21 protein-coding genes are annotated in these 25,745 nt (G+C 71.3%); 7 read left to right on the top strand and 14 right to left on the bottom strand.

What is annotated here, in order from left to right; genetic code table 11:
• The first annotated feature begins 200 nt into the window (after positions 1-200).
• The 3 genes from AB0I59_RS30680 to AB0I59_RS30670 all read left to right on the top strand — a co-directional run bounded on the left by AB0I59_RS30680 (position 201) and on the right by AB0I59_RS30670 (position 3,518).
• On the top strand, positions 201-1,280 hold the full coding sequence (locus AB0I59_RS30680; RefSeq protein WP_358138445.1) for an NAD(P)H-dependent amine dehydrogenase family protein: 1,080 nt from the start codon (positions 201-203) through the stop codon (positions 1,278-1,280).
• Positions 1,277-1,777: a carboxymuconolactone decarboxylase family protein gene (locus tag AB0I59_RS30675; RefSeq protein WP_061261425.1), complete on the top strand. Its 501-nt coding sequence runs from the start codon at positions 1,277-1,279 to the stop codon at positions 1,775-1,777. Before AB0I59_RS30680 ends, AB0I59_RS30675 begins: the two co-directional genes overlap by 4 nt.
• 97 nt (positions 1,778-1,874) lie before the next feature.
• Positions 1,875-3,518: a GMC oxidoreductase gene (locus AB0I59_RS30670; protein WP_358138442.1), complete on the top strand. Its 1,644-nt coding sequence runs from the start codon at positions 1,875-1,877 to the stop codon at positions 3,516-3,518.
• 67 nt (positions 3,519-3,585) lie between these two features.
• Here the strand turns inward: AB0I59_RS30670 and AB0I59_RS30665 are convergent, their stop codons facing one another.
• A complete protein-coding gene (locus AB0I59_RS30665) occupies positions 3,586-4,725 on the bottom strand; it encodes an amidohydrolase family protein (protein WP_358138440.1) in 1,140 nt (379 codons plus the stop codon).
• 194 nt (positions 4,726-4,919) lie between these two features.
• Here AB0I59_RS30665 and sigJ point away from each other — a divergent pair, with 194 nt between their 5' ends.
• On the top strand, positions 4,920-5,873 hold the full coding sequence (sigJ, locus tag AB0I59_RS30660; RefSeq protein WP_358138438.1) for an RNA polymerase sigma factor SigJ: 954 nt from the start codon (positions 4,920-4,922) through the stop codon (positions 5,871-5,873).
• Between the two features lie 55 nt (positions 5,874-5,928).
• Here the strand turns inward: sigJ and AB0I59_RS30655 are convergent, their stop codons facing one another.
• The 9 genes from AB0I59_RS30655 to AB0I59_RS30615 form a co-directional block, all read right to left on the bottom strand.
• The gene (locus AB0I59_RS30655) at positions 5,929-7,392 is read right to left on the bottom strand and encodes a benzaldehyde dehydrogenase (RefSeq protein ID WP_358138436.1); all 1,464 of its coding nucleotides are present in this window, start codon (positions 7,390-7,392) and stop codon (positions 5,929-5,931) included.
• Positions 7,393-7,416: 24 nt separating this feature from the next.
• The gene (locus AB0I59_RS30650) at positions 7,417-8,532 is read right to left on the bottom strand and encodes an NAD(P)-dependent alcohol dehydrogenase (RefSeq protein WP_358138434.1); all 1,116 of its coding nucleotides are present in this window, start codon (positions 8,530-8,532) and stop codon (positions 7,417-7,419) included.
• Positions 8,529-9,890: an amidase gene (locus AB0I59_RS30645; RefSeq protein WP_358138432.1), complete on the bottom strand. Its 1,362-nt coding sequence runs from the start codon at positions 9,888-9,890 to the stop codon at positions 8,529-8,531. Before AB0I59_RS30645 ends, AB0I59_RS30650 begins: the two co-directional genes overlap by 4 nt.
• Positions 9,874-10,914 (bottom strand): branched-chain amino acid ABC transporter permease, encoded by a 1,041-nt coding sequence (locus tag AB0I59_RS30640; RefSeq protein WP_358138430.1) that lies wholly within the window; start codon positions 10,912-10,914, stop codon positions 9,874-9,876. The genes AB0I59_RS30645 and AB0I59_RS30640 overlap by 17 nt, the downstream gene beginning before the upstream one ends.
• Entirely contained in the window at positions 10,911-11,777 is an 867-nt protein-coding gene (locus tag AB0I59_RS30635) for a branched-chain amino acid ABC transporter permease (RefSeq protein WP_061261417.1), read from the bottom strand. The genes AB0I59_RS30640 and AB0I59_RS30635 overlap by 4 nt, the downstream gene beginning before the upstream one ends.
• On the bottom strand, positions 11,774-12,517 hold the full coding sequence (locus AB0I59_RS30630; protein WP_358138428.1) for an ABC transporter ATP-binding protein: 744 nt from the start codon (positions 12,515-12,517) through the stop codon (positions 11,774-11,776). The genes AB0I59_RS30635 and AB0I59_RS30630 overlap by 4 nt, the downstream gene beginning before the upstream one ends.
• Positions 12,514-13,344 (bottom strand): ABC transporter ATP-binding protein, encoded by an 831-nt coding sequence (locus AB0I59_RS30625; protein ID WP_358138426.1) that lies wholly within the window; start codon positions 13,342-13,344, stop codon positions 12,514-12,516. The genes AB0I59_RS30630 and AB0I59_RS30625 overlap by 4 nt, the downstream gene beginning before the upstream one ends.
• Positions 13,344-14,651, bottom strand: a complete 1,308-nt coding sequence (locus AB0I59_RS30620; RefSeq protein WP_358138424.1) for an ABC transporter substrate-binding protein — start codon at positions 14,649-14,651, stop codon at positions 13,344-13,346. The genes AB0I59_RS30625 and AB0I59_RS30620 overlap by 1 nt, the downstream gene beginning before the upstream one ends.
• 275 nt (positions 14,652-14,926) lie before the next feature.
• A complete protein-coding gene (locus AB0I59_RS30615; protein WP_358138422.1) occupies positions 14,927-15,766 on the bottom strand; it encodes an IclR family transcriptional regulator in 840 nt (279 codons plus the stop codon).
• Positions 15,767-15,931: 165 nt separating this feature from the next.
• On the opposite strand from AB0I59_RS30615, the gene AB0I59_RS30610 reads away from it, so the two are divergent.
• A complete protein-coding gene (locus tag AB0I59_RS30610; protein ID WP_358138420.1) occupies positions 15,932-17,422 on the top strand; it encodes an aldehyde dehydrogenase family protein in 1,491 nt (496 codons plus the stop codon).
• A gap of 36 nt (positions 17,423-17,458) precedes the next feature.
• On the opposite strand, the gene AB0I59_RS30605 is transcribed toward AB0I59_RS30610, so the two are convergent.
• From AB0I59_RS30605 to AB0I59_RS30590, 4 genes are all read right to left on the bottom strand, one after another.
• Positions 17,459-19,465, bottom strand: a complete 2,007-nt coding sequence (locus tag AB0I59_RS30605; protein WP_358138418.1) for a glycosyl hydrolase family 28-related protein — start codon at positions 19,463-19,465, stop codon at positions 17,459-17,461.
• A gap of 369 nt (positions 19,466-19,834) precedes the next feature.
• On the bottom strand, positions 19,835-22,645 hold the full coding sequence (locus AB0I59_RS30600; protein ID WP_358138416.1) for a DUF7824 domain-containing protein: 2,811 nt from the start codon (positions 22,643-22,645) through the stop codon (positions 19,835-19,837).
• The gene (locus AB0I59_RS30595) at positions 22,642-22,830 is read right to left on the bottom strand and encodes a hypothetical protein (protein ID WP_061261140.1); all 189 of its coding nucleotides are present in this window, start codon (positions 22,828-22,830) and stop codon (positions 22,642-22,644) included. The genes AB0I59_RS30600 and AB0I59_RS30595 overlap by 4 nt, the downstream gene beginning before the upstream one ends.
• A 76-nt stretch (positions 22,831-22,906) precedes the next feature.
• Positions 22,907-24,310 carry a cellulase family glycosylhydrolase gene (locus tag AB0I59_RS30590; protein ID WP_358138414.1) on the bottom strand — a complete coding sequence of 468 codons (1,404 nt, stop codon included), beginning with the start codon at positions 24,308-24,310 and terminating at the stop codon, positions 22,907-22,909.
• Between the two features lie 53 nt (positions 24,311-24,363).
• Here AB0I59_RS30590 and AB0I59_RS30585 point away from each other — a divergent pair, with 53 nt between their 5' ends.
• Both AB0I59_RS30585 and AB0I59_RS30580 read left to right on the top strand, forming a co-directional pair.
• On the top strand, positions 24,364-24,864 hold the full coding sequence (locus AB0I59_RS30585) for a hypothetical protein (RefSeq protein ID WP_358138412.1): 501 nt from the start codon (positions 24,364-24,366) through the stop codon (positions 24,862-24,864).
• Positions 24,865-25,166: 302 nt separating this feature from the next.
• The gene (locus AB0I59_RS30580; RefSeq protein ID WP_061261137.1) at positions 25,167-25,709 is read left to right on the top strand and encodes an RNA 2'-phosphotransferase; all 543 of its coding nucleotides are present in this window, start codon (positions 25,167-25,169) and stop codon (positions 25,707-25,709) included.
• The last annotated feature ends 36 nt before the right edge of the window (positions 25,710-25,745 follow it).

Here is a 25,745-nt window from a genome sequence, read left to right as displayed (position 1 = left end):
AGGAACCGGGCAGGCCCGGTGACCTGCGCGGACGGCGTCGCCGTACAGGCGCGGAGTTCGTCCTGCCCGGGAACGGATCGCGCCCGCGTCACCGCCGTTCGACACCCGTTGTCGCCACCCGCCGCAGGGCCCCGAAGCGGTACGCCAGGGGGCGAGCGGGGGCCCTATACAGTTGAACAAGCGCTTGTTACCCTCCGCCCATGGTGTCCACAATTGTCTGGGGTACCGGCAACGTGGGCCGCGCGGCCATCCGTGCCGTCGAGGCCCATCCGGCACTGGAACTCACGGCCGTCCTCGTCCACGATCCCGCCAAGGTCGGCCGCGACGCGGGCGATCTCGGCGGGCTCGACCACCGTCTGGGCGTCGCGGCGACGGATGACATCGACGCGGTTCTGGCCACCGGCCCCCGCGCCGTGGTCTACGCGGCGTCCGGCGACATCCGCCCCGACGAGGCCCTCGCCGACATCGTCAGGGCGATCCGAGCCGGAGCCGTCGTCGTCACACCCTCGCTGTACGCGCTCTACGACCAGCGAAACGCCCCGCCGGAGCTGCGGGAACCGGTGCTGGCCGCCATCGCCGACGGGGGCGGCTCGCTGTTCGTCTCCGGCGTCGACCCCGGCTGGGGCAACGACGTGCTGCCACTGCTGATCAGCGGACTCGGCACCACCGTGGACGTGGTCCGCTGCCAGGAGATCTTCGACTACTCCACCTACGACCAGCCCGACTCGGTCCGCTACCTGGTCGGCATGGGCCAGCCGATGGACTACGAGCCGCCGATGATCGCGCCGACGGTCCCGACCATGGTGTGGGGCGGCCAGGTACGACTGATGGCGAGGGCTCTCGGCGTCGAACTCGACGAGATCCGGGAGACGCTGGATCGGCGCCCGCTCGCCGCCACGGTGGGCACCGCGACGATGGGCGATTTCGAGGCAGGCACCCAGGGCGCGGTCCGGTTCGAGGTGCAGGGCATCGTCGAGGGCGAGCCGCGCATCGTCATCGAGCACGTCACCCGCATCCACCCGTCCTGCGCGCCGGACTGGCCGACGCCGCCCGACGGCGAGGGCGCGCATCGGGTGATCATCGAGGGCCGCCCGCGCATCGAGGTCACGGTCGAGGCCACCGACGAGGGCGGCAACCGGTCCGCGGGCGGGAACGCCACCGCGGTCGGCCGGCTGGTGAGCGCCGTCGACTGGCTCGTGGCGGCCGAGCCCGGACTCTACGACGCGCTCGACGTCCCGCTGCGCCCCGCGGTCGGCAGGCTCGGAAGGAAACGATCATGAGAATCGACATCCCGGACGGAAGGGACGCGATCGAGTACGTGTGGGGCGAGATGGTCCCCGGCATCGGGGTCGCCGCCTCGAAACTCTCGCTGGCGGTGTACGCCCACACGACCCTCGGGCTCCGCGAGTTCGAGGCCGCGCGGCTGCGGATCGCGCAGATCAACGGGTGCGTCTTCTGCCTCGACTGGCGGACGGAACGGGACGGGCAGAAGGTCGAGGAGGAGTTCGCCGACGCGGTGACCCGGTGGCGCACCACCGACGCCTTCGACGACCGCACCCGGCTGGCCGCCGAGTACGCCGAGCGGTACGCCCTGGACCACCACAACCTCGACGACGAGTTCTGGACGCGGATGACCGCGCACTACAGCCAGGTCGAGATCGTGGAGCTGAGCATGTGCATCGGCTCCTGGCTGGCGTTCGGCCGGCTCAACCACGTGCTGGGCCTCGACACCGTGTGCATGCTGCCCAGCGGTCGCTCTCCCTCGGACAGGCGGTAGACGACCCGCGGCACTCCGGACACACGTCACCCATCCCCCAAGGCGCAACCCGATATGTAGAACCCGTTCTCCTTTGGTTGAGAGTGAGGAACCTCGCATGAGTGACAGCGCGTCGGCCGGTTCTGATTCCAAGGGCGTCTCACGCCGTGGATTCATCGCTGGAACCGGTTCTCTCTTGGGACTCGCGGCCCTCACCGGCCGCGCTCCCGCAGCCCACGCACAGGCCGCCTCCGCGACCGCTTCGATCGCCACCGGAGCGCACGTCCCCGCCCTGGTGATCGGCACCGGATACGGCGGCTCCGTCGCCGCCCTGCGTCTCGCCCAAGCCGGCGTCGACGTCCACATGATCGAGATGGGCATGGCGTGGGACACCCCCGGCGCCGACGGCAAGATCTTCTGTAACACGCTCTCGCCGGACCACCGGTCCTACTGGCTGCGTACCAGGACCAAGGCGCCGCTCAACTACTTCCTCGGATACCCGATCGACAAGGACATCTCCCGCTACACCGGGGTCCTGGACGCCGAGGAGTTCAGCGGCATCACGGTCTACCAGGGCCGCGGCGTCGGGGGCGGTTCGCTGGTCAACGGCGGCATGGCGGTCACCCCCAAGCGCGAGAACTTCGCCGCCATCCTCCCGTCGGTGAACCCCGACGAGATGTACGACGTCTACTACCCGCGCGCCAACGCCGGGCTCGGGGTCGGCACCGTCGACCCGGCCTGGTTCGACTCCACCGCCTGCTACCAGTACGCCAGGGTCGGCCGCAAACACGCCCAGCGTTCCGGCTTCCCGTTCGTCTTCGTGCCCGACGTGTACGACTGGGACTACATGAAGCAGGAGGCGGCCGGGACCGTCACCAAGTCGGCGCTGGACGGCGAGATCCTCTACGGCAACAACCACGGCAAGAAGTCGCTGCAGAAGACCTACATCGCCCAGGCCAAGGCCACCGGCAAGGTCACCGTCTCGGCGCTGCACAAGGTCACCTCGGTCGCTCCGACGGCCGGCGGCGGCTACACGGTCGTCATCGAGCAGATCGACACCAGTGGTGCCACCACCGCCACCAAGACCGTGACCGCGGACAAGGTGTTCTTCGCCGCGGGCAGCGTCGGCACCAGCAAGCTCCTGGTCAAGCTGAAGGCCACCGGCGTGCTGCCCGACCTGAACGACGAGATCGGCAAGGGCTGGGGCGACAACGGCAACGTCATGTGCGGCCGCGCCAACCACCTGTGGGACCCGACCGGCAAGCTCCAGTCGACCATCCCCTGCGGCGGCATCGACAACTGGGCCGCCGGCGGCGCCTTCGCCGAGGTCGCGCCACTGCCCACCGGGATCGAGACGTACGCCTCGTTCTACCTGTCGATCACCAACAATCCGCACCGCGCCCAGTTCTCCTGGAACGCCGCCACGGGAACGGTGGACCTGAACTGGCAGACCTCCTGGAAGCAGCCGGCCATCGACATGGCCAAGACTATCTTCGACAAGATCAACGCCAAGGAGGGGACGATCTACCGGACCGACCTCTTCGGCGTCTACAAGATCTGGGGCGACCACCTCACGTACCACCCGCTCGGCGGCGCGGTTCTGAACAAGGCCACCGACAACTACGGCCGCCTCGCCGGATATCCCGGGTTGTACGTCATCGACGGCTCGCTGATCCCCGGCAACACCACCGTCAACCCGTTCGTCACCATCACGGCACTCGCCGAGCGGAACATCGAAAAGATCATCGCCACCGACCTGTAAGGACGACCCGGCGCGATGACCGGCCACGGCCACCCGTGGCCGGTCTCGCAGGGTTTCATGCCTGCGGCTAGCGGCGTTGGCGGACGCCGCGGCGCCACACCTCGGCGATCGCGGCGATGGCGGTGATGTCGCGGGTCGGGTCGCCGTCGACGAGCAGAAGGTCGGCGCGTCGTCCGGGGGCGACGTGGCCGCGGTCGGCCAGCCCGAAGTGGCGGGCGGGCACGCTGGTGGCCGCAGCGAGCGCCTCCTCGTCGCTGAGCCCGGCTTCGGTGAGCAGGGAGAGTTCGCGGTGCATGGCGGCGCCGTGTACGGGGGCGAACGGGTTGGCATCGGTGCCGGCCAGCAGCGGTACTCCGGCTCGGTGCAGGGTCCGGGCGGCGTGGACGGCGTTGTCGGCGCAGCCGGGCAGCGCGTGGTCCGCCGCTTCCGCCTGCCCGCTGATCGCCTCGAAGTACGCCAACGTGGTGACCACGAACACGCCCTGCGCGGCGATCCGGGCGGCGAGCTCGTGCCCGGCCGGGTCGTCGGGCCCGGCGTCGGCGTACACGTGGGCCAGGCCGTCGATGCCGGCGTCCAGCGCGAGCGTGGCCTCCCGTACGGTGATCGCGTGGGCGATGGTGGTCAGCCCGTTGGCGTGGGCGGCCTCGACCAGCGCGGCCACGATCCGTGGCGTCAGCGCCGGCAGCCGGGCGCCGTGCACCGCACCGTCGTCGATCACGATCTTCAGGTAGTCGATTCCCTCGGTCAGCCGCGCCTCGACGAACCGCTTGGCCTGCCCGGGGTCCGCGACCGTGTCGAACCCGCCGACGGCATCACCGAACGCTTCCAGCGTCGAGGTGTCGAACCCGGCCATCAGCTGACTGGGGTGCCCACCCGGCGCGGTGGCGAGCATCCCGGCGCTGCGCAGGTCCGCCACCTCGTCGTCGCCGGCGGCCAGCTCACGCTGGCGGGCGAGGTTGCCGGGCAGGCAGAACATGTCCAACTCGGTGGTGACGCCGAAGGTCAGCGCCTGGGCGAGGCTGCCGTCGAAGATGTGGGTGTGCGCGTCGATCAGCCCGGGAAGCAGGGTCCTGCCGGACCCGTCGACCTCGACGTCGGCGGGGCGGCCGTCGGGTTCGGCGATCCGGTCCCCGTCGACGAGGACGTCGGCCCTCGGGACGGTCCGTTCACCGTCGAACACTCGCACATCACGGATCAGGGTACGCATCGGTCCTCCTGGTCGGCGTGGATCGCCGAGGCGGGGCCGCCCCGGCGGTTACGCGACCCAAGAGGCGGGACAGGTCCGCGAGTGTGACACGACAACCACGTCGGGAGACATAGATCACATGTGCCCTCACTCGTGTCACACTCCCGCGGTCGGCGTACCTCTCACCATGCGAACCTGGAAAGGAGGCCTCCACCATGACCGAGGGGCAGGCAGCCGACGTCGCGGCGGCCGACCACGCCACGCAGATCTTCGTCGGCCACCGGGAACTGCTGTTCTCGGTCGTCTACAACATCCTCGGCAGCGTCGCCGACACCGACGACGTGCTGCAGGAGACCTGGCTGTCCTGGGCGACCCGGACCCGGGCGGCGAACGCCGAGCGAGTCGACAACCCCCGCGCCTACCTGGTACGGGTCGCGGTGAACCAAGCCCTGGCCAGGCGAGCGGAGATCGACCGGCGGCGGGAAACGTATGTCGGGCAATGGTTGCCCGAGCCGGTCGTCACCCCGCTGGCGGACACCAGCGGCGCCGGCGGCGCCGGCGACGCCGCCGACGCCGCCGACGCCGCGGTCAGGGCCGACTCCGCCTCGATGGCGCTGCTCGTGGTGCTGGAGACCCTCACCCCGGCCGAGCGCGCCGTCTTCGTGCTGCACGAGGTGTTCGGCTACGCCCACACCGAAATCGCCGGCCTGCTCGGCCGCAGCCCCGCCGCGGTACGCCAGCTCGCGCACCGCGCCCGCGAACACGTCCACGCCCGACGCCCCCGCTACCACGCCGACCCTCGCCTGCGCCGCGAGGTGACCGAACGGTTCCTGTCCGCCGCGCTCGGCGGCGACCTGAAGGCCCTCCTCCAGGTCCTCGCGCCAGATGTGACACTGTGGACCGACGGTGGCGGGAAGGGCCCGGCCACCAGCCTGCACCCCGTCCGCGGACGCGACGCCGTCGCCCGAACCCTGCTGACCGTCGCCGCCAACGCGCGCGACCTCGTCGTCCGCTACCGGCGAGTCAACGGCGATCCTTCCGCGGTGCTCTTCGACAGCGCTTCCCCGATCGCCGTCCTGGTACTGGACCTGACTCCCGACAGCCACCGCGTGCGCGGAATCTACTCCGTCACCAACCCCGACAAGCTCGCCCGGATCGATGACCGGTGACACCGAGGCGGCGCCTGGCCGGCCTGACCGGCACCTGCTCTCGGGGCAGGTGAGGTCAGAACGGGTACTGCGCCGGCTTGCCGCGCATCGTGATCCAGCGGGTCTCGGTGAACGCCTCGACGTTCGCCGCGGCGCCGCCGAACCGGGACCCGGTGCCGGAGGCGCGTACGCCGCCGAACGGCGCGTTGGCCTCGTCGTTCACGGTCTGGTCGTTGATGTGCACGATGCCGGTGGGGATCCGCTCGGCGACCGCGAGCCCGTGCATCACGTCGCGGGTCACGATGCCGAGGGAGAGCCCGTACTCGCTGGCACCGGCCAACTCGACCGCCTCCTCGACCGAGGACACCCGGGTGACCGGGGCGACAGGGCCGAACACCTCGTCGGCGAAGGCGGGCGCGGTGAGCGGGACGTCGGCCAGCACCGTGGGCCGGTAGAAGAGCTGCTCATAGGATCCGCCGGCGGCGACCCTCGCGCCCTGGTCGGCGCTGGCCGTGACCATGCGGTGGATCTTGTCGCGCTGGCCCGCGTCGATGACCGGTCCCAGCGCGACCTCGCCGGACGCCGGGTCGCCGACCGGCAACGCGCCGGCCTTCTCCGCCAGACGCTCCACGAACTCGTCGTACAGCCGGTCGGAGACCAGGTGACGGCCGGTCGTCATGCAGATCTGGCCCTGGTGGAAGAACGATCCCCACGCGGCCAGGTTCACCGCCGCGTCCACGTCCGCGTCGTCGAGCACCAGCAGCGCGGAGTTGCCGCCGAGTTCGAGGTGCGCGCGCTTGAGGTGCCGGCCCGCGAGCTCGCCGATCCGGCGGCCCACGGGGGTCGAGCCGGTGAACGAGATGACCCGGATGCTCGGATCGGTGACCACGGCCTCGCCGACGTCGGCGCCGCCGGGCAACATCTGCAGGACGCCGGGCGGCAGGCCGGCCTCCTCGAAGACGCGCGCCATCAGCGTTCCGCCGGTGACCGCGGTGCGCGGGTCCGGCTTGAGGATGACCGCGTTGCCGAGCGCGAGCGCCGGGGCGACCGACCGGATGCCGAGGATGATCGGCACGTTGAACGGCGAGATCACGCTGACCACGCCCGCCGGCATCCGGCGTGCCATGGACAGCCGCGGCTCCTCCGACGGCAGGACCTCGCCGATCGCCCGGCCGGGCAGAGAGGATGCCTCGTAGCACTCCTCTGCCGCGACGTGCAGCGCGAACCCGGCCATCCCGGGAACCGCGCCGACCTCGCGGATGTTCCAGCCGCTGATCTCCTCGGCGTGCTTCTGCCAGAGATCCCCGGCCCTGCGCAGTACGGCGGCACGCGCGGTGTGCGGCAGCGCCGCCCACTCCCTCTGCGCCCGCGCGGCGGTCACACCGGCCTCGGCGACGTCCTCGGGGGTCGCCCGCCCCATCCGGCCGAGCTCCCTCCCGGTCGCGGGCTCGACGACCGCGTAGTCGCCTCCGCGTCCGGCGGTCCACTCGCCGTTCTTGAAGATGTTGCCCTGCCAGTCGACGCTGTCGAGAAGTCCCACAGCGGGCGTCCTTTCCTCTAGTCTTCAGTGGCTCATGCGCAGAACGGGTTTCAGCACGTCGCCCCGGTGGCTGGCCGCGAGCGCCTCGTCGATGTCGGCCAGGTCGTAGAACCGGACCAGCCGGTCGAACGGGAAGCGTCCCTGCCGGTGCAGCTCGACGAGGGTGCCGATGAGCGTCTCGCTGCGTCCGCTGCCGCCGAGCGTGCCGATCACCCGCCGGCCCCACAGCGTCGACAGGTGGTCGAGGCTGAACTCCGCGCCCGCCGGTGCCCCGCCGATGAGCACGCAGGTTCCGAGCATCCCGACGCTGTCGGCAGCCTGGCGTACGACGGGGATGACGCCGGTGCACTCCAGCGAGTAGTCGGCCGGGCCGTCGCAGATCCGGTGCACCTCGGCCACCGGATCGGCCTCGTCGGCGTTGACGGTGTGGGTGGCGCCGAACTCCTCCGCCAGGACGAGCCGGGCCGGGTGCCGGTCGACGGCGATGATCCTCGTGGCCGGGGAGAGCCGGGCGGCCATCACCGCGGCCAGGCCGACCGCGCCGACGCCGTACACCACGAGACTCGATCCGGGCCGGGGCTTGAGCGTGTTCAGCACCGCCCCGGCCCCGGTGGAGATGCCGCAGGCGAGCGGGCCGAGCAGCTCCAGGGGCGCGTCCTGGGGGACCACGACCAGGGCCTCGGCCCAGGTGAGGGCGTACGTCGAGAACGAGGACTGGCCGAAGAAGTGGCTGTGCACCGGTGGCCCGTCGGGCCGGCGCAGCGCGGTCTGTCCGGCACGCGGGCCGAGCAGCCGCCCGCCCCCGCAGAGCGCCTCACCGAGGCGGGCGCAGTAACGCGGCTCCCCGTCCCGGCAGTTGCGGCAGGTGCCGCACGACGGCCAGCCGATGACCACGTGGTCACCGGGTCGTACGGCGGTGACCCCGTCGCCCACGGCCACCACCTCCCCCGCGCCCTCGTGGCCCAGCACGCCGGGGAACGGCATCGGCAGATCCCCCTGCCGCGTGATCGCGTCGGTGTGGCAGATCCCCGAGGCGACGATCTTCACCAGGGCCTCGCCCGGTCCTGGCTCGTCGAGTTCGAGCTCCTCGATGTGGAACGGGCCGTCGAGCTCGTCGACGACCGCGGCGGTCACCCTCATCGGGTTCCTCCTTCGTGGATCGCGGGTCGCGGCAGCGGCGGGGTCAGCCGCTCGACCAGGCGCGCGGCGTCGAGGACGACGTCGTCGCGCATGGCGGCACCGGCGAGCTGCAGGCCGACCGGCAGACCGCCGGCCAGCGCCACCGGCACCGAGACCGCGGGCAGCCCCGCGGCGTTGAACGGCGAGGTGAGCCGGGTCAGCACCAGCTCGACGGGCCACTCCCGCCCGTCGACGGTGAGGGTCATCGCGCCGATGGCGGGCGCCGTCACCGGCACCGTGGCGCCGGCCAGGACGTCGTACGAGGCGAGCGCCCGGTGCAGTGCGGCCACGAGGCGGCGGACCGCGGCCTCGTGCCGCTCGACCTCCTCGTCGCCGGGCGGAGCCATCCGCATCAGCTCGGCGATGTCCGGCCCGAACCCGGCGGGGTCCCGCTCGAACGCGGACCGGTGGAAGGCACCGGCCTCGCCGAGGATCCTGGCGAGCACGGCCTGCGGCATCAGCTCCTCGCCGGGGATGACGACGTCCTCCACGCGCGCCCCGTGGTCCTCGATCCGGGCCCGGGTGGCCGCGAGCGCCTCGCGCACCTCCGGGGCGAGCACCGCGTCGTACCAGCCGCCGAGCCAGCCGACCCGCAGGTCCGCGGGCGGGTCGGCCGGCGCCGGCGCGGCGATCCCGGTCATCAGCAGCGCGGCGTCGTCCACGGTGCGCGCCAGGACGCCGAGGTGGTCCAGCGACGGGGCGAGGGGCAGCACCCCGTCGAGCGGGACGCGGCCGCGGCTCGGCTTGAACCCGACGCAGCCGCTGAGCGCGGCCGGGATGCGCACGCTGCCGGCCGTGTCCGACCCGAGCGCCCCCAGAGAGCTGCCGGCGACGACGGAGGCCGCCGATCCGCCGGAGGAGCCGCCGGGGATGCGGCCCCGGCGGTACGGGTTGTGGGTGGGGCCGAAGAACGCGCTGTCCGTGCGCCCTCCCCACGCCAGCTCGTGCGTGGTGTGCTTGCCGAGGACCACGACCCCCGCGTCCCGCAGCCGGATCACCGCGCTCGCGTCCCGCGCCGGCACGTGGCCGGTGAACCTGGGCGACCCGTAGCCGGTGCGTACGCCCGCCGTGTCGATCAGGTCCTTGATCCCGACGGGGATGCCGTGCAGCGGGCCGCGCCGCAGGCCGCGGGCCAGCTCGTCGGCGAGACCGGCCGCCTGGGCGCGGGCCTCGTCGGCCGTCACCGTGGCGTACGCGTGGAGGTGCGGCTCGGTGGTCTCGATCGTGGCCAGCATCCGCTCGGCCAGGTCGACGGGGGACAGCTCACCGGCGGCGATGGCGGCCGCGGCGGCCGCGGCCGTCTCAACGTGAGGCGGCATCGGCACCACGCTCCCGGACGAAGTAGCCGACGGGGAACAGGCTCAGGCCGGTCCGGTCGCGCACCAGGCCCCACAGCCCGCGCGGGAGCCAGAGCGCGGCGGCGATGCCGACGGCGCCCAGGAGCACCAGGTACCACGAGCCGTAGTCGGCCAGCAGCTGCTGCAACGCGAAGAAGATCACCGCACCGAGCAGCGGACCCTCGATGTAGCCGATGCCGCCGATCACGACGATGAAGATCATGTACGCCGACCACTGCACGCTGAAGATGGCATCCGGGTTGACGCTGAGCGAGCTCACCGTGATCACCCCGCCGGCCGCGCCGCAGCCGGCGGCGGACACGAGGTAGACCATGCGCTTGGCCCGCCGTACGTCGATTCCGACGGAACTCGCGGCCGTCTCCTCGTCGCGCACCGCCATGAGCGCGAGACCGAGCCGCCCGCGCAGCAGCAGGTAGCACCCGGCGATCGTCGCCAGCGCGAGCGCGAGCGCGATCCAGTAGGTCAGCGCTCCCCGGAAGGTCTGGTCGATGCCGGAGAGCCCGGCCAGGCCCTTGCCGCTGGCGCCGCCGAGACTGTCGACGCGTACGACCAGGAGCCGGTAGACCTCGGCGATCACCCAGGTCCCGACGGCGAAGTAGTCGCCGCGCAGCCGGAAGGCCAGCCACGAGGTGGGCAGTGCGAAGATCACGCAGGTGACCGCGGCGAGCGGGACCGCGAGGAACGGCGAGACCCCCTGGTCGGCCAGAGCGATGACGCTGTAGGCGCCGATGCCGATGTACGCCTGCTGGCCCACCGAGACCAGGCCGCCGAACCCGGCGAGCAGGTTCCACATGCTCGCCAGCGCGATCAGCACGAAAAGGTTGACCATCGTGTCGGTGACGTTGGTGAACACCAGGAACGGAAGCGCCACGAGGACCACGACGGCGACCAGCATGACGACGGCCGACGGCTTCGAGGACCGGGCCGAGCGGCTCACGTCCACGGCCGCCGCCGCGCGTGAGATCAGCGTCTGGGAGATCGTCATACGGTCCGTCCTGCGATCAGGCCCTGCGGCCGGAAGGCCAGCACGGCGAGGAAGACGAGGTGTCCGGCGAGCAGGGTCAGCGCGGGGTCGATCTGCGCGCCCACCGACTGCGTGACGCCGAGGACCATGCCGCCGAGCAGCGTCCCCCACGGGGACCCGAGCCCGCCGATGACGACCGCCTCGAAGGCGAAGATCAGCCGCGACGGGCCGATCGACGGGTCGAACGACGAGCGCATCCCGAACATCAGGCCGGCGAGGGCCACGGTCGCGAACGCGATGGCGGTCGCGATGCCGTAGATGTGACGGCTGTCGGCACCCACCAGGTTCGCGGTCTCGCGATCGTCGGAGGACGCGCGCAGCATCCGCCCGAGGCCGGTACGCGACAGGAACATCTGGATGCCGACCAGGACGACGACGGCCAACAGGAACGTCGTCAGCGAGAGGTAGCCGACGGAGATCGAGCCGGTGAGCTCGAACGAGCCCGTGGCGAACGAGCCTCCGTCCAGGGTGCGCGTGTCGGCGGAGAAGATCTCCAGCAGCACGTTCTGCAGCACGATGGAGAGGCCGAACGTGACGAGCAGCGTGGCCAGCGGTCCGGAGGACAGGCTGCGTTGCAGCAGCACCCGCTGGGTCAGGTAGCCGAGCACCGCGAAAAGCGGGACGGTCACCACCAGCACGATCCACAGAGGCAGTCCCGTTCCGCTGATCAGGGCCAGAGCCAGGAACGACGCGACCACCGCGAGGTCGCCGTGCCCGAGGTTGACGATCCGCATGACGCCGAACATCAGCGACAGGCCGGTCGCGAACAGCGCGTAGAGGCCGCCGAGCATCAGCCCTTGGATGACGGCGTTGAGCCAGTTCATGTCAGTTGTCCCTCTCCTGCCTGCCCGGCCGGGAGCGCCGCTCCGATACCGAAGTACGCGTGCTCCACCTGCTCGGCGGTCAGGTCCGCGGGCCGCCCTTCGAGTACGGACCGGCCTTCCAGCAGGCAGTGCACCCGATCCGCCACCCGTATGGCCTGCGAGACGTCCTGTTCGACGATCAGTGCGGTGGTGCCGGTGCCGACGATGTCCGGGAGCACCTCGTAGATACGGCGCACGATCACCGGCGCGAGGCCCAGGGACAGCTCGTCGATGAGCAGCAGGTCGGGGTTGGACAGCAGCGCCCTGCCGATCGCCACCGCCTGCTGCTCGCCGCCCGACAGCTGCGAGGCGCTCTGCCTGCGCCGGTCGGCCATCCACGGGAACAGTTCGTGTACGCGGGCGACCGTCCAGGGGCCGGGCCGCTTCCGGTAGGTGCCGGTCAGCAGGTTCTCCTCGACCGTGAGGGACCGGAACAGCCGCCGGCCCTCCGGCACCAGGGCGACTCCTTCGGACACCCGCTTGTGGGCGGGGAGGCGGGTGATGTCGCGGCCGCCGAGGTGAACGGTTCCCGAGGTCGGGGGGTTCAGCCCGGCCAGGGCGCGCAACAGCGTGGACTTGCCCGCGCCGTTGGCCCCGATGATCGCGAGGACCTCGCCCTTCGCGACCTCCAGGCTGAGACCGTCCACCGCGCGGAGCTGCCCATGGTGCACGGTGAGGTCACGGATGGAGAGCAGCGTCATGACGTCGTCTCCTCATCGGCCCTGTCATCGGCTCTGTCATCGGCCGTGCCATCAGCCCTGTCATCGACTCTGTCATCCGCCGTGCCATCGGCCATGTCGGCCTCCGGACCGCCGCCCAGGTAGAGCTCGCGCACCTTCGGGTCGGCGAGCACCCGCATCGGCTCGTCATCCGCGATCACGTCGCCACCGGCGAGGCAGACCATCCGTCCGACGGTCTTGACCAGCGCGTGCACGACATGCTCGATCCACACGATGGCGAGGCCCTCGGCGTGCAGGTGTTTCACGACCTCGACGAGTTCGAGCACCTCCGGCTCGGTCAGCCCGCCCGCGACCTCGTCCAGCAGAAGGAGCCGGGGGCCCGTGCCCAGGGCGCGGGCCACCTCGAGGCGCTTGCGCTGAAGCAGCGCGAGTCGTCCCGCGGGGGTGTTGGCCAGGTCGGCCAGGCCGGTGCGGTCGAGCACCCCCATGGTGTGCGCCCATGCCTCCTTGCCCTTGAGCGCGGCTCCCTGGTAGCCGCACACCAGCACGTTCTCGAATACGGTCAGGTGCTCGAAGGGGCGGGGCACCTGGTAGGTACGGCCGATGCCGGCGCGTGTCCGGGCGTGGGGCGGGACGTCGGTGACCTCCCGCCCCTCGAACCACACCGCACCGCTGTCCGGGCGGAGGTCACCGGAGATCATCGCGAACAGGCTGGACTTGCCGGCTCCGTTCGGGCCCACGATCCCGAGCGCCTCACCCGGCTGGACCGAGAGCGTGAGGTCCCTGGCGACGGTCACCTTGCCGAAGCTCTTGGTGATGTCGTCGAGGCGCAGCAGTGGCTCGCCCATCAGGCGTGGGTGGGCAGGAGGTCGCCGCCGACCGGGACGGCCTTGTTCGGCGTGTTGTCCACGATCACGACGTCCCAGGGGAACTTCTCGCCCTTGCGCCACTGGCCGCCGACCGGGTGCTGAATCGCGATGCCGGGCTCCGGTCCCGCGGTGAAGTCCAGGTTGCCGCTCATGCAGTTGATCTTCATGGAGCGCAGCTTGGAGGCGACCTCATCACGGTCCTTGGGGTCATCGGCGTCCTTGAACGCCTGGATCGCGATCTCGAACAGCGAGTACACCGAGCCGAGGGCCTGGGTCCACTGCTTGCCCGTGGACGCGGCGAAGTCGTCGGCGAGCTGCTTGGCGGTCCTCCCGTCCAGGACGGACGTGTAGGGGTGCGCCGGGCTCCACCAGAAGTCGGTGGCGATGTTGTCGGCCAGCGAGCCGAGCGCCTCGGCCTCCGACGGAAACAGCATGACCTTCGCGACGGTGGCCAGCTTGGGCTTGAAGCCCTGCTGCTGCGCCTGCTTCCAGAAGGTCTGGAAGTCCGGAGGGATCGGGGTGCAGGTGAACAGCTCGGCGCCCGATTCCTTGAACTTCGCGATCTGGGCGGTGAAGTCGGTCGCGCCGTCCTGGTAGGCGCCGCCGTCGATCGGGCGGTAGCCGGACTTCTCCATCATCGGGCCGAGGCCCTGCCGGAACGCGTTGGCGTCGGTGTCGTTGGGCCACAGTGCCGCGACGTTCTTGTTGGAGACGTCCATGCGCTCCCACATCGGGAAGAAGCAGTCGGCGAACTCCTGCATGCCGAAGAAGAACAGCGTCGTGTACGTGAAGCCCTCGCCCGACTTGCCGCCCCGGCCGTGGAACCACGCCTCCCACGGGGCGATCGTGGTGACGTTGGGGATCTTGTTGGCCTCGCACTGGTCGGCGACGGGGTTGGTGGTGTCGGGCGTGGAGGACCCGACGATCAGGTCCACCTTGTCGCTGTTGATGAGCTGCCGGGTGACCTCGGTGGCACGGTTCGGGTTGGACTGCGTGTCCTTGACGACGATCTCGATCCTGCGCTTCTTGCCGCCGGCGGTGAAGCCGTTCTTGATCGCCTCCTGGATCTGCTTGACCACGAAGTTGTCGGCGGTGGCGAAGCCGGCCAGCGGACCGGTCTGGGGGCTGACGTAGCCGATCTTGAGTACGTCGGACGACGAGGTGCCCGTCCCCTTCAGCCCGCCGCAGGCGCTCAGCAGGGAGGTGCCGCCGACGGCGGCGGCGCCGAGACCGATCGTGCTGAGGAAGGAACGGCGGTCCATGCCGCCCATGGAAGCGTCGCTCACGCAGACTCCTTGTGTCGACGGTGTCCATGGGCGTGCTTCGCGCGCCTTCGGAACACCGGGGTTGCTCAGGGGATGGGTAAGTCGTCCGAGATCGCTCGGCCACCTCGTGGCCGGGAACGGCACCGGACCCTCGGTGCCGGGAAGTGGACCTGACCGTACGGGCCCGTTAACACGGGAGCAACAGGGTGTTCCAGAAGTTCGAACGCGATTTGCTTTCTTCGAACGCGGCCAGGGAGTGGGCCGTGCGCGGCAGGGCTTGGTTCGTCAGACGCGACCTACGGCAGCGGCCGGTATCCGAGGCGCCTCGAGATCTCGGCGGCCGCCCGCCGGAGGCCCGGTTCGAGACGTCCCGCCAGCGCCTCGATGGAGGTCGGCGCGACGGTCAGATGGACGGCGACGTTGACCGCCGCGACGACCTCGCCCGAACGGTCCCGCACCGGCGCCGCGAACGACCGCAGACCCGGGGCGAGCTCCTCGTCGTTGGCCGCTACACCGCTTTGACGCACCTTGGCGAGGGCCGTCATCAGCTGCTCGCGGTTCGTGATCGTCTTGGGTCCCCGGCGTGCCATGTCGGTGCGGTCGAGGATCTGGCGGAGCGTCGCCGGGTCCTTGTACGCCAGCAGTACCTTGCCCATGGACGTGCAGTAGGCGGGCAGCCGGGAACCGACGTGCAGGTTGAGGTCCATGGCGAGGGAGCTGCGCCGGCCGCTGCGCCTCCTGTCCACGTAGACGACGTCCGGCCCGTCGCACAGTCCCATGCTGACCGTGAACCCCGTGTCGTCGGCCAGGGCCTGGAGCAAGGGGGCGGCGACCCGCGTGAGATCCATGGAGTCGATCGCCGCGAACCCGAGATCGACCACCCGGGGGCCGAGGAAGTACTTCTTGGTGTCCGGATCCTGTTGGATGTACTCCAGCGTGGTCAGGGTGGCGACGTACCGGTACGTCGTGCTCTTGTTGAGCCCGACGGCCCGCGCCAGATCGGCGATCCCCAGCACGGAGCGGTTCCCGCTGAAGGCGGACAGGATGCGCAGGCCGCGCTCCAGGGACACGGAGAAGGAAGCGGAGGTCTCGGTCGTCGCGCGACCGCGGGGGTGGGGCGTCTTGTCAACGGTCACGAACGTCAGAATACGGGCATACCGTTTTAACTACTCGAACGGTGCATTGACCGCCGGTCCGATCGCGTGAACGCTTCTCGACTGGACGGCGCCACGGCCTTCCCCCGGGGCGGCCCCTGGACGGCACAACCGCACAAACCACTGCAACGAGGAGAAACGAGCTATATGCCCCGAGTGGAGCGCATCGGGAGTGCCTGGCAGAAGAGGCACATCGGACACTTCATCGGCGGCGACTGGGTGGCCTCCGACTCCGGCCGCTCGTACCAGAACCGCTCCCCCTGGTCCGGCGAGGTGCTCAGCGAGGTCGCCGCCGGCGACGGCGAGGACACGCAACGGGCGATCACCGCGGCTCACCTGGCGTTCGGCGGCTGGGCCGGCGCGCCGCCCTGGCGGCGGCAACAGATCTTCCTGCGCGCGGCCGACATCCTCGAAGGCCGCCGCACCGAGGTTCTCGGCGCCCTCGCCGCGGAGACCGGGTGCGGTCGCCACTTCGGCGACGTCCAGATCGGCTTCGCGCTGAAGCTTCTCCGTCAGGCCGCCCAGCTGGCCTACCAGCCGACCGGGCACCTGCTGCCGTCGGACGTCGAGGGCACCCAGGCGATGGCCGTCCGCCGTCCGGTGGGCGTGGTCGCGGCGATAGCGCCGTGGAACGCCTCCCTCACCCTGTCCGGCCGGGCCGTCGTCGGGCCGCTCGCCCTGGGGAACACGGTCGTGCTGAAACCCTCGGAGGAATCCCCCTACACGGGCGGCGCCCTCTGGGCGGAGATCCTCCAGGAGGCCGGCCTGCCCCCGGGAACGTTCAACGTCGTCACCCACGCGCCGGGCGAAGCCGGCGTCGTGGGCGACACGATGCTCGCGAGCCCCCTCGTCAAGCGGATCAACTTCACCGGGTCGACGCCGACGGGACGGCGTCTCGCCGAGAAGGCCGGGAGGCACCTGAAGCGCGTCGTGCTCCAGCTCAGCGGCCAGAACCCGCTCATCGTCGTGCGCGACGCCGACGTCGAGTACGCCGTGAACGCCTCGGCCTATGGCGCCTTCATGCATCAGGGGCAGGTGTGCATGTGCGCGAGACGCGTGTATGTCGAACGTCCGCTGGCCGAGGAGTTCAACGCGCGGTTCGCCGCGAAGGTGGCGAACCTGCCGACCGGTGACCCGTCCGACCCGGCGACCGTCGTCGGTCCGGTGATCAACGAATGGGCCCTGGCCCTCCTGGATCGCCGCGTCAAGGAGGCCGTCGAGCTCGGCGCCCGCGTTCTGGCCGGTGGCGTCCCCGCGCCACCGTGCTACCCGGCCACCGTGCTCACCGACGTCCCCGACGAGGCCGAGATCGCGCAGGGCGAGACCTTCGGCCCGGTCGTGATCGTGGAGGCCGTCGACTCGGCCGAGGACGCGGTCACCCGCGCGAACGCGTCGGACCTCGGCCTGGCCGCCTCGATCATCACGGGCGACGCCCATCGCGGACTGCGGCTGGCGTCGAGGCTGGACGCCGGCATCGTCCACGTGAACGACCAACCCGTCAACGACGAGCCGCACATGCCGTTCGGCGGTGTCAAGGACAGCGGCTGGGGGCGGTTCGGGCTCGGCTTCGCCGCCGAGGAGTTCTGCGAACTCCAGTGGGTCACCGTACGCGACCAGGACCGGACGTTCCCCTTCTGACGCGACGGCCCGGCCGGTACGTGCCCTGGCGGAGTCTCACCAGGGGGACGGGGCAGGCGGCGCGACGACCGGCGGACGGTCGTCGCAGGTGATGGTGTTCGGCAGGACCCACGGGGCGAGCCAGGGCCCGGTGGTGCCGCCGCCGTCGTTCCCGCCGAGGTCCGTCAGCGAGAACTCCGAACCGGTGGGCGGGAAGTTGAACGACCCGCAGTTGTTGACCCCGACCGCGCCGACGTTGCGCGCGTCCACGTTCTCGAAGGAAGCGCCCCCCTTCACGCGCGCGCTCACCACCGACGTGCCCGTGCCGTCGACCCTGATGTCCTTGAAGTGGACATTCGTGATCGAGTACAGGTCCTTCACCGGCCAGTCGCTGACCAGCATGATCGCGTTGTGGGTGTTGTCGAGGAAGTGGTCCCCGACCACCTGGATGTCCGCGTCGATGTTCTTCTCGAGCGCGTAGAACCAGATGGCTCCCAGGCCGATGTTCCAGTTCAGCTCGTAGGTGCCGGCGCGGACCGTGGTGTTGTTCGCGATCCGCAGGTGTCCGGTGAACGCCTCCGCTCCGAAGCGGGACCCGACCTGGATGGCGCTGCCCTCACGGATCGGGTCGGCGATGAGGTTGTTCGAGACGGTGTTGTCCGTGCCGCCGTAGATGGCGATGCCGTTCGCGAGCACCGGCGTCTGCACCGTGTTGTGGTCGAACGTGTTGCCGGCGTCGGCGGTCTTCTCGGACCACATGGCGAGGCCGTCGTCACCCGAGTTGCGGATGAAGTTGTTCGAGACGACCGAGTTCGTGACGCCGGTGTGGAAGTTGAGGCCGTCGGCGATCTGGTCGACGATGACGTTGTTCGTGATCCGCAGGTTCGTCATCGGCCCGTCGAACCACATGCCCACCTTGGTGTGCCGGATGTGCAGGCCGTCGATGGTCGAGTCGCTCATCGCCCCGCCGATTCCGTTCACCTGGTCGGTGTCGACGCGCTCGCGGACGTCGCCCTCGATCGCGAAGCCGGACAGGTGGACGTTCCTGCTGCCCCCGGCTGAGGCGTCCTTGCCGTAGAAGCCGACGCCGGTGTGCACGGAGCCGTCGGGAGCGGGGGTGCCGAGCGTGACCTCGCGGCCCCTGACGATCGTGTACCAGCTGCCTGCGCCCTCGATCGTCACGTCGTCGACGATGATGTGGCGGTTCACCTGGTAGGTGCCCGGCGGGATGTAGACCCTGAGGTGCTGACGTTTCGCGAAGGCGATCGCCTTGCCGAAGGCGCCCGCGGAGTCGCGCCGGCCGAGCGGGTCGGCGCCGAACGCCAGCACGTTCGCCGCGACGACCCTGACGTGGGGCGGGCCGACGAGCTCCGAGTCGAGCAGGTCGATGACCGTCCAGGCGGCGTTGCTCCCGGCGGGCACCGTGAGCCGCACCTTGTCACCCGCGCGGTACGTCCTGCCGAGTAGGAGGCGCTGCTCGTCGTAGAAGTGGTTCGGGCGGAACGGCTTCGTGATCGCCGGGGCGGGGGTCGTGGCCGCCGGCACGCAGGAGCACTCGGTGATCCACCAGTCGGGGTGCAGCAGATCGGCGTTCGGGTCGTTCGTGAACGGATACTGGTTGTACAGCCACGCGTACCGCGACGTGAGGGTCATGGTGGACCGGCTCCTGCCGTTCACCGTGACGTCGAGCGGCGCGGTGATGCCGCCCCCGCCCGGTGCGTCCGGGACGCTGTACCGCACGGTGATCGCGTTGGCCGCCTTCGGCAGCGTGAACTCGACGTACTGTCCCGGTGCCAGCGTGACCGCCTTGCGGCCGGACGCCTCCGCGGCCAGCGTGTACGCGGTACGGTCCGGGCCGATGATCGTGCCGTTCGTCGTGGCGTCCTCCGCCTCCTGCTCGACGAAGCCGACATCGGCGCCCCGGCCCGTGACGAGCGACGGGTCGATCGCGGCGCGGGTCACCATGGGAGGCGAAGCGCCGGCCGCGCCCTTGTCGGCGAGGGCCGTACCGCCGAGCGCGACGCCGAACCCGACGGCGACCGCGGTCACCGTCGCGACCGCCACCGCGGCCCTGCGCGACGGCCCGCCGGACCATCTCGCTGAAGCCGAACCTCCTGTGATGCTCCGTGACATCGAATGCTCGTTTCTGTGGGGGGTGAACACCTGAAAACGCTCGAGGCGGAGCGGACGCCCTGAGGGTGAGGTGACAGTAAGTCCCCCGCACTAGGCCCCACAAGGTTTTGTGAAGGAGTTACGTAGATGTGCCGTTCCCTTGCGGCTGCAGTACGGATTCTTGCGGTCACTTCCGTAAGCCGCCGCAAAAGTTCGCAACACACGACCGGCCACGACGCGAACTGGACACGGAACGCCGACTCGGCCACACCCTGTCGGACACCGCCACGACCATCCGGACGGCGTCCGCTCACGCCGGCGTCAGGAGAGGAGGCCCGCTCCCCGCCCCCGGATCTCCCCCTGTCCCTCCGGCTCCTGACTCGGATCGAGCCGCTGGTGCAGGCGCCGGGCCGTACGGACGAATCCGCTCGTCCCCTCGCGCGCGGCGATCTCGGCGATCATCGGGATCGTGCCGCGCGCGTCCGCCCAGCGGGCGGCCTCGACGGCGAAGGTGAGCGCCTGGGTGTGGCCGGAGTGCGGGCGCTCACCCGGCCCCGGCAGGTAGACGGGCAGCAAGCCGGTCATGACCTCCCACACCTCCCGGTGCGCGCCCTTCCTCGCGCAGTCCTCCAGAGACGACGTCACGTGGTTCAGCTTGGCGGAGGCCCGGCGAAGGGTGAGGCCGAGCTGCCTGCCGCACTCCACGGCGGACAGGCTGCCGTCTGCGGCCGCCCGCAGCAGCAGGTCCTGGCCGCGTTCAGGCGACTGGAACCAGCCGCGCTCGGCCAGCAGGGCGGCGACCAGCAACGCCAGCCCCTCACCGGCCGGCCCGTCCTGGTGGAACAGCTCGGCCACGTACTGGTGGAAGTGGCCGGGCCGGTCCCAGGCGTCGAGCAGGTGCGGCAGGAGATGCATGGCCACCGCCTCCCGGTCCGAGGGCAGCAGGAGCCGCCAGTGCGACATGTAGGCGCCGTGCTCGTCCCAGCGGGAGGAGGGCGGGTCGGCCAGGAGCGCGTCGACCAATGCCAGTCCCGTCGGCTCCAGCCGGATGCGGGGGTGCAGCGTGGGGGTGTGTCTCCCCGGCTGCTGGTCGTGGGTGTAGTCGCCGCCGGCGTGGGACCAGTCCACGCGCGTCTCGGGCTCGGGCCGTTCCTTCAGCCAGCGCGCCAGCGTGGTCCCCGCCTCGGAGGTCAGCCTCCCCGCGCGGTCCGTCACGGCGGGATCAACCCCCCGGGGCAGGCGCAGCAGCGCCTGCTGCAGGTCGGCGGGCAGCGCCCGCAGGCCCGCCCGTTCGTAGCCCTCCAGGCGGGTGACCAGCTCGGCGGGGTCGAGGTGGCCCGAGGTGAGGGTCGGTGTGGCCAGCAGGTACGGCGGGAGCGCCCCGGCTTTCAGGGCGGCGTGGATCTCGGCGCAGCGCAGCAGCATGGCCCGGTGCGGCGGTGAGACGGTACGCGGATCGGGCAGCCGGTCACGCGGTTCCTGCTGCTCCTCCTGCTCCTCGTGCTCCTCGGGAACGGGCGGTTCCTGGCCGGGGAAGGCGGCCTCGCGCAGCAGCGCCTCGGCCCATTGTCCGAGGTGGGACCAGTGGCGGTGGCCGTACAGCTTGTTCCGGCCGTCCCGGCCGCGCGGCGCATTCCTGGCCTCCGGGTGGCGAACGAAGCCGTCGAGCCAGCGTTCGAAGGCGACGCCGTCGCGCAGCCGGCCGTACGTGCCGGCCAGGTCGTCGAGCGCCGGAGGGAACGGCTCACGGGCGGGTGCCTCGAACGACGGGAGCGGGACGGCCTGGAAGTCGTCGTCCTCCACCGGCGGCGAGTCCACCTCGCCGTACGCCTCGGACAGCCGCGCCGCCAGGTCCGCGGGCAGCATGGTCGCCGCCTCGCGCACGGCCTCGGCGCCGACCGGCGAGAAGCGTCCGGCGTGCTTGACGGCCAGCCGTACCGATCGCTCCTGGACCTCGTACGACACGGACAGGAACGCCGAGGCGAGAGCGGGCGCCAGATGGTCGAGGTCGCCGCCGGCGTCGCGGGCCGCCTGGTCGAGCAGGGTCAGCCCGGCACGCACCAGCTTGCCCTCGGGTCGGAACAGCAGCGCCTCCACCGCCTCGTTGACCTCTTCGCCGGTCAGGCCGCCGGCGCGGCGCAGTCGCCTCAGCGCCAGCTCGGCCACCGGCCCCGGCGCGGCGGGCAACAGCCGCAGGTAGTCGCGGGAGCGTTCCGGGCCGGGAGCCGGGTCGAGCAGGTCGTGCAGGCGGGCGAAGAAACGCAGGTCGGCGGCACCGCCGCCGAGCAGGAACCGCCGGACGCAACCGTCGACCAGCAGGTCGCGGCTGACCCGGCCCGCGTCGGCCAGGTCGCGGAGCGAACGCAGCCAGGAGTGCCCGTTCCGGGCCCATTCGGGCGGGTCGAGCCGGTCCTCTCGCAGTGCCCGGCCCACGCCCTCGGCCGCGAAGATCCGGGGGACCAGGTGCTCGGTCAGCGGGTCGCGCTCCAGGTCGGGCGGGGCGGATACCCAGGCGACCACGAGCGGATCATGGTCGGGCGGGACGGCTCCGGTGCGGCGCAGGAGTTCCAGCGCCAGTTCCGCGCTGTCGTCCCTGGCCTGTGCCCGGCTGCCGCGCAGGCGCAGGGCCAGCCGGACGGCGAGGTCGGCCTGCCACTCCGGCGGGCGGGCGGCGATGACCGTCAGCAGCGGGCCGAGGTCGGCCTCCGTCCGCCAGCGGGCGAAGTCTCGCCGGTAGAGCCAGGTCGCGACGGCCGCCGCGCCGCCGAGCGTGCCCGCGCCGGCGACCCGCATGGGCTCGATCCAGTTCTCGCGCTCACTCCAGTCGACCCAGTGGTCGTGTCGGCGCACACGCTCCCCCGTCCACCAGCTCTCGTGCGCGTCGTCGCTGGAGAGGCCTCGGGCCATCTCCGCGCGGACGAACGCCTTCATGGCCCGCTCCTCGGCCCGGCTCGCCTCGGCCTGGCGGCGCTCGTAGCGTTCCTGGGCGTCCTTCCTGGCGGAGCCGATGTGGCCGGGCAACTCGCGGGCCACCTCGCGGCATCCCGCCGCGTCGAGGCGCAGCACCTCGGCCGCCGTTCGAGCGGCGTCGCCGCGGGCGATGGCCTCCCGGACGCTCTCCCAGGAGCTCACGCGGCCACCTCCACGGCGGCTCGGGCGGCGATCCGGGCCGCGACGGCGGTCGCCGGGCCGTCGAAGAGGCGCGGGTGGGCGTGGGAGAGCGGCAGCGCGCGGCCGCCGGAGGCGGACAGTCCCAGCGGGGATCCGGCGAGCGTGGAGGGACAGACGTCGGTACACGCCTGCGTCGCAGTCGTCATGCCGCAGACGCTAGAGATCGTCTCCGACAAAACCGCCCGAGGGGCCGTCTGGACCGGGCGAGCGTCAGCCGTCCCGCTACGTGGGGGTGATCGTGAGGGTGATCCGCCCGGACGTCCTGGTCGTGACGGTCAGGATGCGCCTGGCCGCGTCCCAGGTGGCCTCGCCTTCCGAGGCCCTGCCCCCGTCGGGGAAGCCGGCGGCGGGCAGGTAGATCTCGGTCGGGCCGGTGTCGTCGCCGTCGAAGGTCAGGGTCAGTGAGCGCTGGTCGGAGTCGATGCTCACCGGGACGCCGCCGATCGCCCGTGGGTAGGGCCTGGCGTAGGCGGCGACCAAGGGAGTGGCCCTGCCGCCCTCGTCGTACGGTCCCCAGGTTCCGGGGTCCCTGGACCAGTACGCCATGCCCATGCCCGACCGCTCGCCGAGCCGGACGACCCGGTCCACCAGGTCGCTCGCGCCGGGCCTGGACATGTCCAGGCCGAACTCGCCCAGCAGCACCGGGGCGCGGAGCCGGTCCGCCGTGCGCAACACGTTCTCGCGCCACCAGCCGAGCGTGCGATCGGTCCATTCCTTCGACCCCGCGGTGTAGTCCTCGCCCAGGTCGAGGGGCAGCGGGTACAGGTGCGGGGCGAAGGCGATGCGGGGCTGTCCGTCCCGGGGGTCGTCGAAGTACGGGAGCGCCGAGGGCAGGCCCCAGTTGACGCCCACCGCCTGCGGCTCCAGGAAGATCCAGCTGTCCCGGTCCACGGACCGGATCTCGGCGATCGACCTGCGGTAGAGGGCGGCCAGGGGGCCGGTCTCGAACTGCGGGCCCTGGACGGAGCCGCCCCACGGCTCGTTCATCAGGTCGTAGCCGAGGACCCCGGGATCGTCCCTGAACCTGGCGGCGACCGCCTTCCACGCCTTGGCGTAGTGGTCCATCAGTTCCGGATGCTCGCCTGTGGTGTTCCAGAAGTGGTCGAAGGCGCGGATGACGCCCGGCTCCAGGTAGTACATCTCCCAGGTGGGCTGGTCGGTGCCGACCGGGAGCCCGTCGAGGTGGGTCGCCCACACGGGGGCGCCGTTGCCCGCGGTGCCGGTCGGGGTGATGCCGCTGCCCCACAGGTCCTGATGCATGTCCAGCAGGACGTGGTATCCACGCTTGCCGTACCAGCGGACCCGCTCGGCCACCTTGTCCAGATATTTCGTGTCATAGACGCCGGGCTGGGGTTCCACCGCGCGCCACTGGATGAGGAAGCGGACGAAGTTCGTCCCCATGTCCCCGTACTCGCGGTCGATGTCCGCCTCGGTGAGCTCGGGCAGGGCGTCCGGGGTGCTCTTGGCGCTGCCCGCCGTGTTGAACCCGCGCAGGATGAGCGCTCTGCCCTGATCGTCGGTGATGAAGCGGGTGCTCGGCTCCGGCGCGTTCCTGGTCGCCGAGAGGACGCCGCCGACCAGGACGGCCACCGCGGCGAGGGACACGATCCACCGAGCTCTCTTCATCTGATCTCCGTGGGGCTTCCGCCGGAAACGTGGACGCGGCTAGCATGCCGAACATGAGCCATGCTCGCAACAGTCTGCCTGCGATCGTCACCCTGCTGATCGTCACCGCGTTCGGCCTGTTCGGCGTCTCGCTGGTCACCCGGGTCGGCTACCTGGCCGTGCCCGCCGCGCTCGGCCTGCCGTCCGGGCTCCCCGGCCTGCGGTTCCTCCCTGTCGGCGAGACGACGTGGCTCATTGCGCTCACCGACAGCGCGGCGGCGCTCGTGCTCGTCGCCCTGGTGGCCCTCGCACGCGGCGGCTTCTGGAGAACGTGGGGCGCGTTCCTGGCCGGTGCCGTGCTCGCCGACCTGCTGCGTGGCATCGTGCTGGCGCAGACGGCGTCCGCGAGCCTCGGCGCCTACGCCGGATACGTGGGGGGAGCGCTGGTCACGGGGCTTGTGTGGGGGGTCGCGCTCGGCTGGCTCGCCGGGCTGGCCGCCCTGTCGCGCCGCAGAGAGCACGTGCCCTCGCCTCCGAACGAGGCGGGCGAGCCGATCACGGCGTCATCGCTCTGAGAGGTCCGCGGCGAGCGGTTCCCGGCACTCCGCCGCTTCCGGAGCAGCGTGTCGCGCTTCGCGGGCGTGATCTGCCCGGAGGAGACGTCTCGCGCGGCCCGGCCTGCCCGGAGGAAAGCGGGCGTGATCCGCCCGGAGGAAAGCGGGCGTGACCGGCCCGAAGGGAAAACGGTGTGCGCCATCCGTCCGCGCGCGCGGACGGTGCGAGGATCGAGAAGGGGGCTCCGGGCGCGTCTCCGGCCCACCCGATGGCCACCCCCGGCACCGGAACATTGCTCCGGCCACGATCTGGCGAGGACACGATGGACGAACGGCGCCTGGTGCGGGTCTCGAAGTATCTGGCGAAGCACCTGCGGCACCAGCCGGAGCGGATCGGCGTCGAGCTGGACGCGAACGGCTGGGTGGACGTCGAGGCACTGCTGGCCGCCTCGGCCGCGCACGGGTTCCCGATCTCGCGAGCGGAGCTGGAGCGGGTCGTCGCGGACAACGACAAGCGACGGTACGTGATCCAGGGGGAACGGATCCGGGCCAGTCAGGGCCACTCCGTCCCCGTCGACCTCGATCTGCCGGTGACCACGCCGCCCGCACTCCTCTATCACGGCACGGTCGCGCGAAATGTGGCCGCGATCCGGGCCGAGGGGGTGCGGCCGATGAGCCGTCATCACGTCCACCTGTCCCCCGACCGGGAGACGGCGACGAGAGTCGGAGCACGCAGGGGCAGGCCGGTCGTGCTGACGGTGGACGCCGCCGCGATGCGGGCGGCGGGACACGAGTTCCGCGTCAGCGCGAACGGTGTGTGGCTGGTCGACCACGTCCCGCCCGCCTTCATCCGTTTCCCCGGCTAGCACCCCGATGATCCGTGCCGAATGGGATGATCCGAC

It is taken from the genome of Microtetraspora glauca, from assembly GCF_040656155.1.
Classification (GTDB): domain Bacteria; phylum Actinomycetota; class Actinomycetes; order Streptosporangiales; family Streptosporangiaceae; genus Microtetraspora; species Microtetraspora glauca.
Note: the sequence above shows the minus strand (reverse complement) of the source record. Positions and strands in the feature narration are given on the sequence as shown.

Bases quoted from the DNA above. Each gene is read 5' to 3' on its own strand.
- AB0I59_RS30665 (WP_358138440.1), bottom strand. From the start codon at position 4,725: ATGCGTACCCTGATCCGTGATGTGCGAGTGTTCGACGGTGAACGGACC.
- AB0I59_RS30580 (WP_061261137.1), top strand. From the start codon at position 25,167: ATGGACGAACGGCGCCTGGTGCGGGTCTCGAAGTATCTGGCGAAGCAC.
- AB0I59_RS30630 (WP_358138428.1), bottom strand. From the start codon at position 12,517: ATGACGCTGCTCTCCATCCGTGACCTCACCGTGCACCATGGGCAGCTC.
- AB0I59_RS30590 (WP_358138414.1), bottom strand. From the start codon at position 24,310: ATGAAGAGAGCTCGGTGGATCGTGTCCCTCGCCGCGGTGGCCGTCCTG.
- AB0I59_RS30645 (WP_358138432.1), bottom strand. From the start codon at position 9,890: ATGCCGCCTCACGTTGAGACGGCCGCGGCCGCCGCGGCCGCCATCGCC.
- AB0I59_RS30610 (WP_358138420.1), top strand. From the start codon at position 15,932: ATGCCCCGAGTGGAGCGCATCGGGAGTGCCTGGCAGAAGAGGCACATC.
- AB0I59_RS30625 (WP_358138426.1), bottom strand. From the start codon at position 13,344: ATGGGCGAGCCACTGCTGCGCCTCGACGACATCACCAAGAGCTTCGGC.
- AB0I59_RS30585 (WP_358138412.1), top strand. From the start codon at position 24,364: ATGAGCCATGCTCGCAACAGTCTGCCTGCGATCGTCACCCTGCTGATC.
- AB0I59_RS30680 (WP_358138445.1), top strand. From the start codon at position 201: ATGGTGTCCACAATTGTCTGGGGTACCGGCAACGTGGGCCGCGCGGCC.
- AB0I59_RS30640 (WP_358138430.1), bottom strand. From the start codon at position 10,914: ATGACGATCTCCCAGACGCTGATCTCACGCGCGGCGGCGGCCGTGGAC.
- AB0I59_RS30635 (WP_061261417.1), bottom strand. From the start codon at position 11,777: ATGAACTGGCTCAACGCCGTCATCCAAGGGCTGATGCTCGGCGGCCTC.
- AB0I59_RS30595 (WP_061261140.1), bottom strand. From the start codon at position 22,830: ATGACGACTGCGACGCAGGCGTGTACCGACGTCTGTCCCTCCACGCTC.
- AB0I59_RS30650 (WP_358138434.1), bottom strand. From the start codon at position 8,532: ATGAGGGTGACCGCCGCGGTCGTCGACGAGCTCGACGGCCCGTTCCAC.
- sigJ (WP_358138438.1), top strand. From the start codon at position 4,920: ATGACCGAGGGGCAGGCAGCCGACGTCGCGGCGGCCGACCACGCCACG.
- AB0I59_RS30670 (WP_358138442.1), top strand. From the start codon at position 1,875: ATGAGTGACAGCGCGTCGGCCGGTTCTGATTCCAAGGGCGTCTCACGC.
- AB0I59_RS30675 (WP_061261425.1), top strand. From the start codon at position 1,277: ATGAGAATCGACATCCCGGACGGAAGGGACGCGATCGAGTACGTGTGG.